This is a genomic window from Halomonas sp. HNIBRBA4712 (assembly GCF_043558675.1).
Lineage (GTDB): Bacteria > Pseudomonadota > Gammaproteobacteria > Pseudomonadales > Halomonadaceae > Vreelandella.
Genome location: NZ_JBIFXR010000001.1, coordinates 763772 through 776519, shown reverse-complemented (window position 1 = coordinate 776519; position 12748 = coordinate 763772). Strand labels below are relative to the sequence as shown.

9 protein-coding genes are annotated in these 12748 nt (G+C 63.9%); 5 read left to right on the top strand and 4 right to left on the bottom strand.

Going from position 1 to position 12748, the window contains the following annotated elements:
• The first annotated feature begins 110 nt into the window (after positions 1-110).
• The gene (locus ACGK9R_RS03615; RefSeq protein WP_394578226.1) at positions 111-1046 is read left to right on the top strand and encodes a LysR family transcriptional regulator; all 936 of its coding nucleotides are present in this window, start codon (positions 111-113) and stop codon (positions 1044-1046) included.
• A gap of 100 nt (positions 1047-1146) precedes the next feature.
• On the opposite strand, the gene dkgB is transcribed toward ACGK9R_RS03615, so the two are convergent.
• Positions 1147-1959 (bottom strand): 2,5-didehydrogluconate reductase DkgB, encoded by an 813-nt coding sequence (gene dkgB, locus ACGK9R_RS03610; RefSeq protein ID WP_394578223.1) that lies wholly within the window; start codon positions 1957-1959, stop codon positions 1147-1149.
• 147 nt (positions 1960-2106) lie between these two features.
• Between dkgB and ACGK9R_RS03605 the strand changes: the two genes are divergently transcribed.
• Positions 2107-3354 (top strand): MFS transporter, encoded by a 1248-nt coding sequence (locus ACGK9R_RS03605; protein WP_394578221.1) that lies wholly within the window; start codon positions 2107-2109, stop codon positions 3352-3354.
• Here the strand turns inward: ACGK9R_RS03605 and cobA are convergent.
• Positions 3319-4215: a uroporphyrinogen-III C-methyltransferase gene (gene cobA / locus ACGK9R_RS03600; RefSeq protein WP_394578219.1), complete on the bottom strand. Its 897-nt coding sequence runs from the start codon at positions 4213-4215 to the stop codon at positions 3319-3321. The genes ACGK9R_RS03605 and cobA overlap by 36 nt on opposite strands.
• A complete protein-coding gene (locus tag ACGK9R_RS03595) occupies positions 4175-6907 on the bottom strand; it encodes a molybdopterin-dependent oxidoreductase (protein ID WP_394578217.1) in 2733 nt (910 codons plus the stop codon). The genes cobA and ACGK9R_RS03595 overlap by 41 nt, the downstream gene beginning before the upstream one ends.
• A 635-nt stretch (positions 6908-7542) precedes the next feature.
• Here ACGK9R_RS03595 and ACGK9R_RS03590 point away from each other — a divergent pair.
• Genes ACGK9R_RS03590 through nirD form a run of 3 tightly spaced genes read left to right on the top strand, consistent with a single transcriptional unit; the run spans position 7543 to position 11763 of the window.
• Complete coding sequence (locus ACGK9R_RS03590) at positions 7543-8850, top strand: NAD(P)/FAD-dependent oxidoreductase (RefSeq protein WP_394578215.1); 1308 nt, start codon at positions 7543-7545, stop codon at positions 8848-8850.
• Positions 8851-8852: 2 nt separating this feature from the next.
• On the top strand, positions 8853-11357 hold the full coding sequence (nirB, locus tag ACGK9R_RS03585; protein ID WP_394578213.1) for a nitrite reductase large subunit NirB: 2505 nt from the start codon (positions 8853-8855) through the stop codon (positions 11355-11357).
• A gap of 34 nt (positions 11358-11391) precedes the next feature.
• Positions 11392-11763, top strand: coding sequence for a nitrite reductase small subunit NirD (gene nirD / locus ACGK9R_RS03580; protein WP_394578211.1), 372 nt, complete (start codon positions 11392-11394; stop codon positions 11761-11763).
• Between the two features lie 85 nt (positions 11764-11848).
• Here nirD and ACGK9R_RS03575 read toward each other — a convergent pair whose 3' ends face one another.
• On the bottom strand, positions 11849-12691 hold the full coding sequence (locus ACGK9R_RS03575; protein WP_394578209.1) for an alpha/beta fold hydrolase: 843 nt from the start codon (positions 12689-12691) through the stop codon (positions 11849-11851).
• Positions 12692-12748 lie beyond the last annotated feature (57 nt).

Below are 12748 nucleotides of genomic sequence, written 5' to 3'. Positions count from 1 at the left end.
TTGGGCTCAAACTCGAGAAAATGGACGTTCTTCAGGATTAGACTAATGTCTCAGATATTGGAGAGCCTTGATCGCCATACTATTTAGGTATAAAGCCACTTGGGGAAACCATGGAAAGTCTTCATTCGCTGACTACAAGATTGCGCTACAAGCATCTATTGATGCTTTCGACCCTGGGAAAACGTCGAAATCTTCATCAGACAGCGGCTTCCATGTACATGTCTCAACCCGCAGCGACGCGAATGTTGAGCGAAATCGAGCGCGTATTCGGTTGCCAGCTATTTGAACGTACCCCACGCGGTATGCAGCCAACCGGGCTGGGGGATATGCTGATCGAGTTTGCCGACAACGCCTTGGCGCGGCTTGATCGATGCGCAGAAGAAATGCATCGCTACCAGTTGGGAGGAAGAGGTCAACTCACAGTAGGCGCCATCATGGGCGCCGCACCTGATCTGGTAGCGCAGTCCATCATCGAGATGAAGCGGCTGCGACCTCTATTACAGATACGTTTGATGGGGGAAACCAGCGACCAGCTGATTGAATTGCTAGAGCAGGGAAAAGTGGATATCGCCATTGCACGCTATGCCACCTCGATCCAACACAATCAGTTCGATTTCGAGCCGCTGGGTAATGAAAACATGGTCACGGTGGTACGCAGAGAGCATCCATTAACCCATGGTTCACCACCACCCTTGAAGGAGCTGCTTGAAATATGGCCCTGGATCTTGCAGCCGATCTCGACGCCCGCGCGACAAGTAATGGAAAAAGAGCTCGAGATCGAAGGACTGGTCTCGCCCAAAGACATTATCGAATGCGGATCCATCTTTGCAGCCTTGCAGCTTGTTCAAAAAAGCGATGCACTGTTAATGATGGCAGAATCCGTTTTAGCGGATTACCTGGCGGCGGGGCTGATCAAAAAGTTGCCGTTGACCCTGGGGCGAACTCTCCCCCCCTTTGGACTACTCACGCGTAAAGACACTTATTACGGTGAGCCGGTTACTGGGTTTTGCGATATTCTTCGCCGAAATGCAGCGCTGTGGCGATAGATGCTTCCAATGTTTGCTTTTGAAAAGCCACTGGCTCGACTCACGGAACCCGGTGGCTTTCCATGCACAACCAGTGCGTTAGTCGCTTTTAGCCTTGGTATTACTCATCCCACTTCGGCGCCATGTCCGGGTTGGCGATGCGCTCGCCGCGGTCGAGGGTGGCGATGTCGGCCATTTCCGCCTCGGTAAGCTCGATGTCGAACGCCTTGAAGTTGCTCTCGATATTGCGCTGCTTGGTCGACGAGGGAATGGTGACGATATCGCGCGCCTTGAGCCAGGCCATGGTGATTTCCGCCGGGGTTACACCGTGCACGCCGGCGATCTGCTTGAGCACCGGGTCTTCCATTACCTTACCCACGGCCAGCGGCATGAAACCGGTCACCTGAATACCGAGGTTCTGGCAGTGCTCGACCAGCTTGCGGTTTTGCAAAAACGGGTGCACTTCGATCTGGTTGGTGAGGATCTCGCCCTTGCCGAGAATCTCGACCGCCTGATCGAGCTGGGCGATGGTGAAGTTGGAAACCCCGATATGGCGCGCCTTGCCTTCGGCCTTCACCTCTTTCAGCGCGCTCAGATAGTCGCGCATCGGCACGTCGTCGTTCGGTGACGGCCAGTGGATCAGCAGCAGATCCACGTACTCGGTCTTGAGCTTCGAGAGCGACTCGTCGACGCTCTGCTTGAGATCGCTCGGCTCTAGACGATCGAACCACACCTTGGTGGTCAGGAAGATGTCGCCCCGCGGGACGCTGCTGTCGCGCAGTACTTCGCCCACGGTCTCTTCGTTGCCGTAGAACTGCGCGGTATCGATATGGCGGTAGCCGGCGTCGAGCGCGGCGTTGATGCTCTGCTTGAGCGTGTCGCCTTCGAGGCGATAGGTGCCAAAGCCGGGGTTGGGCAGTGTGCGTTCGGTCATGGTCTCGTCCTTTTGCTTGAAGCACGTACGTGTGCGGATCTTTGTCACTTGAAAGGATATGGGGCGGCGCAAGCGCAAGTTCAACCGCCTGCGGCGATGCGCTACACTCTTTTCTTTGCCTGCTAATTGCCTGCGAATAAGGTAGCCATGTCCTCCAGCGATTCCTCCACCGCCCCGCCTCTGCCCATCTATCGCCAATCCGGCTTCTTGAGTTTTCTGCTCGCGCGGCTCGGCGCGGTGTTCGCCATGCAGATCCAGGCGATCGTGGTGGCCTGGCAGGTCTACGACATCACCCGCGATGCGATGTCGCTGGCCTACGTGGGGCTGGCTCAGTTTATTCCCATGGTGATTCTGCTGCTGCCGGCGGGCGATGTGGTCGACCGCTTTTCACGCAAGCGCATTCTGATGCTGAGCTGGGCGGTTCAGGGGCTCTGCAGCGCGCTGCTCTTGAGTCTCGCCCTGCATAGTCCGCAGAACGTGACGCCGATCTACCTGGTGCTGGCGCTGTTTGGCTGCGCCCGGGCATTCACCGGCCCGACCCTGCAAAGCCTTCTGCCCAATATCGTGCCGCGCGCGCAGCTCGCCAACGCCATCGCGCTGAATAGCTCGATCATGAAGGTCGCGGTGATCGGCGGGCCTTTGCTCGGCGGGATTCTCTACGGCCTCGGCGGCGGATCGCTCGCCTATGCAGTGTGCCTGGGCTGCTTTCTCTTCGCATTGGTTCTCTTGCCGCTGGTGCCGGTGCGCTACGCCGAAAAGGCCAAAGTGCTCGAGGGCACCGCCTGGCAACGCTTCTCGGCGGGGATCGTCTATATCCGCCGCCAGCCGATCATTCTCGGCGCGATTTCGCTGGATCTGTTCGCGGTGCTGCTGGGCGGCGTGGTGGCGCTGTTGCCGATTTATGCTCAGGAGGTGCTGCAGGTCGGCTCCGAGGGGCTTGGGGCGCTGCGCAGCGCGATCGCCGTAGGGGCGCTGTTGATGGGGCTCTATCTCGGCGTGAAAGGCATCACTCGCCGGGCGGGGCACGTAATGTTCGCTGCGGTGGCAATATTTGGCGTGGCGAACCTGGTGTTTGCGCTATCGCATCTGTTCTGGCTTTCGATGCTCGCCATGCTGGTGGCGGGGGCGGCGGACATGGTCAGCGTCTACGTGCGCACCACCCTGATCCAGCTCGCCACGCCGGACGCCATGCGCGGGCGGGTGAACGCGGTCAACATGCTGTTCATCGGCTCGAGCAACGAGCTCGGGGAATTTCGCGCCGGCAGCATGGCCTCGGCCTTCGGGGTGGTGCCCGCCGCGCTGATCGGCGGCGTGGGCACGCTCGCCGTGGTCGGCGCCTGGGTAAAACTCTTCCCGACGCTACGCCGGGTCGACCGTTTCGACGATGCCCGCTGAGTGCGCTGCGGGGCTCTGCTCCACCAGGCTGACCACGCTGCCCACCACGATCAGACACGGCGACGGCAGCGGGTGCGCCGCAAGCTTACCCGGCATGGTTGAGAGCGTGCCGAGAAGCGATTGCTGCTGGGCCTGGCTGGCGTTGGCGACCAGCATGATCGGCCACTCGTCCGGCAGCCCCGCCTGGCGCAGGCTCTGGCAGATCGCTTCGACCTTTGATAACCCCATGTAGAACACCAGGGTTTCGTCCTTGCGGGCAAGCGCCGCCCAGTCCGGCGCGCCGCCTTCGCGGCAGAGCTGGGCGGTGATGAAGCGAAGCTGCTGGGCGTGGCCGCGATCGGTGAGCGGAATGCCCATGCTCGCCGCCGCCGCAGAAGCCGCGGTAATGCCGGGCACGATGTGCGCCTTGATGTTCGCCTCGGCCAGTGAAGCAAGCTCCTCGCCCATGCGGCCGAACACGCCAGGGTCGCCCCCTTTCAGGCGCACCACCGACTTCCCCGCCCGGGCAAGCGCGACCATGCGCGCGCCGATCTCCGCCTGGGGCACGCTGTGGTGGCCGCGGCTCTTGCCCACGTAGTAGCGCTCGGCGCCGGGGTGAATCAGCGCCAGCACGTCATCCTCTACCAGCCGGTCATAGACCACCGCGTCCGCCTGCATCAAAAGCCTGGCGGCCTTCAAGGTGAGAAGCTCGACATCGCCGCTGCCGGCACCGACCAGATACACCGTGCCCTTCTCGCACTCGCCGCTCATCGGCAGGCACTGCTGCTGCCTGGCGGGCGTGACCGAGGACCAAAGGTGGCGGCCCATGCGCAAAAGCGCCTCAGGCCATTTGTGTCGCAGGTGCTTGTTGAGAACGCGCACGGCCCCGCTCCTCTTCCAGTAGTGATTTAATCTCCGGCAGGCAGCTGCCGCACTGCGTGCCGCAGGCAAGCCGCGCGCCCAGTGCTTCGACGCTTTGGTCGCCTGCATGGATCGCCTCGATGATCGTTTGCCGCCCCACCTGGTGGCAGCTGCACACCACCGGGCCGGTGTCCCGGGCGCCGCTATCGCAGCCGGCCAGCACGCGCCGGCGCTGGCCTGGGCTCAACGTCTCTTCATTGAAGCGCGCCTGAAGCCAGCCGGTGCCGGGAAGCTCATCAGGCGGGCCGACCATCAGCCACCAGCTCAAGCGGCCATTATACACACCCGCGGCGCGAAACCTGCCCGCCACGGCGGCGTCGCTGAAGAGCGTCACGCTCGCCCCCAGCCACGCCTCGATTTCGGCGGGCCAGTCGTCGACCGGCCGGGTGCTCGCCAGCTGCCAACGCGTGCAGCCCGCCATGGGAATGCGTGCCCAGTAGTCGAGCGCCTGCCAGGCAGCGCCTTGCGGCTCGGCGCCGTCGCGTATCATCAGCGTCGCCTGCCAGGCAGGGTCCAGCGCGGTGACGTTCACCGCGCCGTGCTTGGTCTCCGGCTGCCCGGACACCGGGTCGGTGTACCCGGAAAGGAGCGCCCCGCTGCGCCCGGCGCCGGTGAACTGGTCGTTCCAGTGCATGGGAATGAACGCCTCGCCCCGGCGCTGGGCGTTGGAAATTCGTACCCGCGCCCGGTATTCGCCGCCGGGCGCGCTGAGCCGGGCCAGGCCCTGATCGACGAGGCCCGCGCGCTCGGCATCCGCCGGGTGGAGTTCGACGAACGGCTCGGCGCGGTGGTTCATCAGCCGCGGCGCGCGGGCGGTGCGGGTCATGGTGTGCCACTGATCGCGAATGCGCCCGGTGTTGAGCCGCAGCGGATAGCGCGTACTCAGCGCCTGCTCCGGTTCACGGGGTGTTACTGCCACCAGCCGGGCGCGGCCGTTCGGAGTAGCGAAGATGCCCTCCTCGAACAGCCGGGCGGTGCCGCGTGGCGCACGTTGGGTCACTGGCCATTGAACGGGCTCGAGCGCATCGAACGCTGCCTGGCCCTGCCCAGCGAGTGCGGAAATATCGAACAGCCGTTTTCCTTCGCCGCTATTCTCGAACCCGGAGAGTCTCGCGTGCTCGTCGAAGATCTCCCAGGGGTGGGAGTAGTCGAACGCTTCGCCAAAGCCGAGCCGCCTGGCTACCTCGCACAGGATCTGCCAGTCGTGGCGCGCCTGACCGGGAGGGGGCAATAAGCCGCGCTGGCGCGAGATACGCCGCTCGGAGTTGGTCACGGTGCCGTCCTTTTCCGACCAGCCGCTCGCCGGCAGCACGATGTCGGCATGGGCCAGCATATCGGTGTTCGTCACGCATTCGGAGACGATCACCAGCGGGCACTTTGCAAGCGCCCGGCGCACGCGGGCGGCGTCCGGCAGGCTCACCGCCGGGTTGGTCGCCATCACCCAAAGCACCGTGATCTCGCCGCGCTCGATGGCCTCGAATAGCTCGAGCGCCTTGTAGCCCGGGGCCTCGGGAAGGCGGGGCGTGAGCGATGCGGTCGCCCAGAAGCGGGTCACGCGGTCGATCGCCCCGGGAGTGTGGTAATCCATGTGGGCGGCGAGCTGGTTGGCGAGCCCGCCTACCTCGCGCCCGCCCATGGCGTTGGGCTGGCCGGTGATCGAGAACGGCCCGGCGCCCGGCAGGCCGAGCTTGCCGCCGGCCAGGTGGCAGTTGATGATAGCGTTGCACTTGTCGGTGCCGCTGGTGGACTGATTCACCCCCTGGGAGTAAAGCGTGACCACGTGCAGGTGGCGGGCGAACCAGTAGTAGAAGGTTTCAAGGCGCTCGGCGTCGATATCGCAGGCCGCGGCCACCGCCGCCGCGCTCGGCGCGCTCGCTCTTGCTGCTTCCAACGCCTCATCGAAACCCTCGGTATGGCGCTTCAGATAGCGCCTGTCCACGTGACCGCGCTCGGCCATGAAGGCGAGCAAGCCGTTGAACAGCGTCGCGTCGCTTCCCGGCTGGATACCCAGATAGAGATCGGCGATCTCGCAGGTGTCGGTGACGCGCGGGTCGATCACTACCACGCGCATCAAGGGGTTGCGCTCCTTGGCGAGCTTCAGGCGCTGATAGAGCACCGGATGATTCCAGGCCAGGTTCGAGCCCGTCAGCACGACCAGCTCCGCCTCCTCGAGATCCTCGTAGTTGCACGGCACCGCGTCGGCGCCGAAGGCGCGCTTGTAGCCCGCCACCGCCGAGGCCATGCACAGCCGCGAGTTGGTATCCAGATGCGGCGTGCCGAGAAAGCCCTTGAACAGCTTGTTGGCCACGTAATAGTCCTCGGTCAAAAGCTGCCCCGAGAGATACGCCGCCACCGTTTCCCGCCCGTGGGCTGATTGAAGCGCAGTCAGCCGCTCGGTCAGCGCCGTCAGTGCCGCCTCCCAGCTGGTAGGCTTTCCATCCAGGCGCGGCGTCAGAAGCCTCCCCTGCTCGCCCAGGGTGTCGGCCAGCGCGCTGCCCTTGACGCACAGCCGCCCGAAGTTGGCCGGGTGCGCGGTATCGCCCGCCACCGCCTCCACGCGCCCATCGCGCACGGTAGCGGTGACGCCGCAGCCGACGCCGCAGTACGGGCAGGTGGTCTTCGTCGAACAGGCGGGGCATGACGCGTCGTGCATGGGTGGTCTCCAGAGCGTGTTTCGGCCAGAACGCAAAAAGCGCCCAGGAAGCCTCGTAAAAGGCCTGCCTGGACGCCGTTGTCTCAGGGACACCGAGCCGGTGCCATTCTCATCGTTTTTTGCGGCGCTTGAGATTATTGGTCGCCGAATTCTTTTGTCGTTGTCGTCAGCAAAAAGCGCTCATGAGTGGTTATAGGGTTGTTACTTCACGCTTTTGCAACACCCGGGCCCGAATACCGCCTGTCGATATTTAAATCTTCCAAAACAACGACTTTTTCAAAAAAATAGCTTTCTATCTGGCGGCCTTTACCAAGCCGACGCCCCGGCTTGCGGCTTGATGAAGGTGCACGCCATCCAAGGCTGCACCAGAATCGTTCGAAAACGGATCCTGGGCCCACCACCCGCTTTTTTAATCGTCACTCCAAGCCAATGAAATAAAAAGAGTAATAGTGTTTGTTGGCAGCCGTGGCGAGCTTCTTGCGACAGGGATAACACGGCGCGCCGCCAACGAAGGCACCGCGCGCCTCACTATTCAGGCAACGACGCCTCCGATACCGCGCGAACGCGCGGCGTTGGGGGCGTTTTTGGTTTCTGGCATCCAGCTCGGGTGCCGCGCCGACGAACAGGGAGGCCCCATGCGCCCTTTTTCTCAAAAGAGTACCCGGGAAAGCACGCGAGCAAGTACTCAGGAAAGTACTCGCCACTTGGTCATCGTGGGTAACGGCATGGCCTGCCACCGCCTGGTCGAGGCGCTGGTCAAATCCCCCGCGCGGCCTGCGCGCATCACCGTGATAGGCCAGGAGCCGGTGCCGGCCTACAACCGTATTCTGCTTTCGCCGCTGCTGGCAGGCGAAACCGACCGCGCAGCGTTGACGCTTCGCGAAGCACACTGGTACGCCGAGCACGGCATCACGCTGCGCCTGGGCGAGCGGGTGCTATCGATCGACCCCGACAAACAGCGCGTGGTCACCGAGCGCGCGCAGTTGGGCTTCGATGCGCTGGTGCTGGCCACCGGCTCGACGCCCGCCTGGCCGGAGGTGCCGGGCATCGCGCTTGAGGGTGTGAACGGTTTTCGCGATCTGCAGGATGCCGAAACGCTTGGCGAGATCGCCCGGCGCGGCGGCCAGGCCGTGGTCATTGGCGGCGGCCTTTTAGGGCTCGAAGCGGCGGAGGGGCTTCGCAAGCGAAGCGGCGGCGCGCTTGCGGTCAGCGTGCTTCAGCGCAGCGAGCGGCTGATGAACCGCCAGCTCGACGCTCACGCCGGGGCGCTTTTGAAAACGACGCTCGAGACGCGCGGGCTCGCCATTCACACCGGGGCTCGCTTGGACCGAATCATCGATGACGGCCAGGGCAAGGTGGCCGGTGTGGCGCTCGAGGATGGCCGCGTGCTCGAGGCGCAAAGCGTGATCGTCGCGGCGGGCATCACCCCCAACGATGACCTCGCCCGCCGTGCCGGGCTCGCGTGTGATCGCGCCATCTGTGTGGATCACCATCTTCGCACCTCACACCCGGCCATTTACGCCCTCGGCGAGTGCTGCCAGTTCGAGGAGCACACGTTTGGGCTGGTCGAGCCGATCTGGCGCCAGGTCGAGGTGCTCGCGCGCGTGCTCTGCGGTGAGTCAGGTGCGGGCTACGTCGAGGCGCCGAGCGCGACCAAACTCAAGATCAGCGGTATTGATCTCTACGCCTTCGGTCCTGTCGAGGCCGCTATTGATCACGAAGTGCTCTGCTACAGCGACCCGGAAAGCGGCGAGTACCGCAGGCTTCTTTTAAAGGACGGGCGCATCGAAGGCGCGGTGCTCTACGGCGACACCGCCCAGGGCCCCTGGTATTTCGCAAAGGCGCAGCAAGGCGCGGATCTGAGCGCGGCCCGCCCGGCGCTGCTGTTCGGCCAGGCGGACGTCGAGACACTTCTTCACACCCCTACCCAAGAGGCGGCTTAACCATGGCGACAAAAGAGACTCTGATCATCATCGGCAACGGCATGGTCGGCCACCACCTGGTCGAGCAGCTCATCGAAGCCGGGGCGCTTTCGCGCTTTGAGGTGACCGTATTCGGCGAGGAGCGCCACCGCGCCTACGACCGGGTGCATCTCTCCGAGTACTTCACCGGCCGCGACGCCGAGTCGCTGGCGCTGTGCGACGCCAACTACTACGCCCAGAACGGCGTCACGCTCAGAAGCGGCGAGAAGGTAAACGAAATCGACCGCGCGGCAAAAGCCGTGATGACCGACAGCGGTCGCTACGCCTTCGATCACCTGGTGCTCGCCACCGGCTCCTTCCCTTTCGTTCCGCCGATCGAAGGGCGCGACCGCCCGGGATGTCTGGTCTACCGCACGCTGGATGATCTGGACGCGATTCGCGATGCCGCCCAAAGCGCCACCAACGGCGTGGTGGTCGGCGGCGGTCTTTTGGGGCTCGAGGCTGCCAACGCCCTGCGCGGCCTGAATCTCGACACTGCCGTGGTGGAGTTCGCACCGCGCCTGATGCCGATGCAGGTCGACCGGGAAGGCGGCGAGCTCTTGAAAGAGAAGATCGAATCTCTCGGCGTACAGGTGCTCACCGAACGCGCCACCCAGCGCATCGAGGAAGGCGAGCAGAGCCGGCTGCGCATGGTGTTTCAGGACGACAAGGTGCTCGAAACCGATCTGATCGTGTTCTCCGCCGGTATTCGGCCCCAGGATGCGCTGGCGCGCGACTGTGGCCTCGAGATCGGCGAGCGCGGCGGCGTAGTGATCGACGACCACTGCCGCACCAGCGACCCGGCCATTTTCGCCGTGGGCGAGGTGGCGCTGTGGAACCAGAGCATTTTCGGACTCGTCGCGCCGGGTTACCAGATGGCCAAGGTGGCGGCTTCGACCCTGACCGGCGGCGACGCGCGCTTCGGCGGCGCCGACATGAGCACCAAGCTGAAGCTTCTCGGCGTCGACGTCGGCGCCATCGGCGATGCCCACGGCGAGCGCACCCCCGGGGCGCGCATGTTTCGCTATCTCGATCCGCTCACCCAGCTCTACCGCAAGCTGGTAGTGTCGAGCGACGGTAAGAAGCTGCTGGGCGCCATGCTGGTCGGCGACAACGGCGTTTACGACACGCTCTTGCAGTACTACGCCAACGGGATCGAGCTGCCCAGGGAGCCCGCCTCTCTCATCCTGCCTCAGCAAAGCAGCAGTGCGCCGGCGCTTGGCCCCGGCGCACTGCCGGCGACCGCCATGATCTGCTCCTGCCATAACGTGACCAAGGCGGGTATCTGCAGCGCCCTGGACGCCGGCGCGCAGGATCTGGCCGGAGTCAAGGGCGCGACCAAAGCCAGCACCGGCTGCGGCGGCTGCGCAACGCTTTTGAAAAGCGTGGTCGATTTCGAGCTCGAAGCCCGGGGCGTGGAGGTCGACACGTCGCTTTGCGAGCACTTCGCCTACACCCGTCAGGCGCTTTACGACATCGTGCGCGTCGAGGGCATCAAGACCTTTAGCGAGCTGATGGAGAAGCACGGCAAACCGGGCCACGGCCTGGGCTGCGATATCTGCAAACCTACCGTCTCGTCGATTCTCGCCTCCTGTTTCAACGAGCCGATCATGGACGCCGCCCACGTGCCGCTGCAGGACACCAACGACACCTTCATGGCCAACATGCAGAAAAACGGCACCTACTCGGTGGTGCCGCGCATCGCCGGCGGCGAGATCACCCCGGAGAAGCTCGTGGTGCTCGGTCAGGTGGCGCAGAAGTTCGACCTGTACACCAAGATCACCGGCGGCCAGCGCATCGACCTTTTCGGCGCGCGGCTGGAAGACTTGCCCGCGATCTGGGGCGAGCTGATCGCGGCGGGCTTCGAGACCGGCCACGCCTACGGCAAGTCGCTGCGCACGGTGAAGTCGTGTGTGGGCAGCACCTGGTGTCGCTATGGGGTGCAGGACAGCGTCGGCATGGCGATTGCGCTTGAGCACCGCTACAAGGGGCTGCGTGCGCCGCACAAGATCAAGTTCGGCGTCTCCGGCTGTACCCGGGAGTGCGCCGAGGCGCAGAGCAAGGACATTGGCATCATCGCCACCGAAAACGGCTGGAACCTCTACGTGTGCGGTAACGGCGGCATGCGCCCGCGCCACGCCGAGCTCTTCGCCACCGACCTCGATGACGAGGCGCTCTACCGCACCATCGACCGCTTTTTGATGTTCTACGTGCGCACCGCCGACCGGCTACAGCGCACGGCCACCTGGCGCGAAAACCTCGACGGCGGGCTCGACTACCTCAAGGAGGTGATTCTCGAGGATAGCCTGGGCCTCGGTGACGAGCTGGAGCGTCAGATGCAGACGCTGATCGAGCGCTACGAGTGCGAGTGGGCCAACGCCCTGAGCGACCCGGAGAAGCTCAAGCGTTTCCGAAGCTTCGTCAACGACGAGCGCCCGGACCCCTCCATCATCATGACCACCGAGCGCGGCCAGCTGCGCCCGGCCTGACGTCACCGATCAACTTCAGGATAGGAGCCCTTTCATGAGTGCAACCGCTGTCGCCTTGAACACCCCGCCGGCGCCCACTTGGCAGCCGCTTTGCCAACGCGCCGACCTGGTCGCGTTTTCCGGCGTGGTGGCCTGGCTTGATACCTCGGCCGCCCAGGTCGCGCTGTTCTACCTGCCCGGGCACACCCCGGAACTCTACGCGCTGGATCACTTCGACCCCTTCTCGAAGGCCCACGTGATCGGCCGCGGCATCGTCGGCGACATCAACGGCGCCCCGGTCATCGCCTCGCCGCTCTACAAGCAGCACTTTCGCCTGAGCGACGGTCAGTGTCTGGAGGATGAAAGCGTCAAACTTCGCCGCTGGCCGGTGCGTTTTGATGGCGAGCAGGTGTCGATCAAGGCGTAAACCCTTTGCTTGTCGCCAACACGAAAGCGCCGCCTCTGATTCCAAAGGCGGCGCTTTTACTGGTCAGGTGGATGGCGTTTTCAGGTTACTCATCGCTATCGAGAAACGCGATCAACGCCTCGTTGAACGCTTTCGCGTGAGTAACGTTCAAGCCGTGCGGGCCGCCTTCGATCACTTCCAACTTCGAGTGGGGCAGCGTTTCGCTGGCGCGCTTGCCGCTGACCTCGAGGGGCACGATGCCGTCGGCGTCGCCGTGGATCACCAGCGTCGGCAGCTTCATCTTCGGCAAGTCGTCGCGAAAGTCGGTATAGCTGAACGCCTTGATACAGTCGAAGGTCGCCTTGGGTGAGGCGAACGCCGCGATGTCGCGGTGGTACTGACGGTTGGGCTCGCTGATCAGGTCGCTCTTGTCACCGGCGGCAAAGAAGTTCTTCGTGAAGTCCTCGAGAAACGCCAGGCGGTCGCCGCGCACGCCATCGAGGAATTGGTTGATGGTGGCGTCATCCAGCCCGCCGTCCGGGTTGTCGTCACTCTTGTAAAGATACGGCGGCACGGCGGCGGCGAGTACCGCCTTGCTGACCCGCTCGGTGCCGTAGCTTGCGATGTAGCGCGCGACTTCGCCGCCGCCCATGGAGAAGCCGACCAGGGTGGCGTCGTGCACGTCCAGCGCGTCGAGCAGCTTCTTGAGATCCGAAGCCAGGGTGTCGTAATCGTAGCCGCCGTCGGTTTGGGTGGACTTGCCAAAGCCGCGACGGTCATAGGTGATGACCTTATAGCCCGCCTCGACCAGTGCCGGCACCTGTGGCTCCCAGGAGCGGCCGCTCAGCGGCCAGCCGTGGATCAGCACCACGGGCTTGCCGGCGCCGTGCACCTCGTAATAGATCTCGACCGGCGTTCCCTGTTCGGTTCCTGCATTCAACATCGGCATCGTTACCCTCCTGGTTGATTGGCCCAACGACTCCGCGTACGAATGACGCGTGCGGAT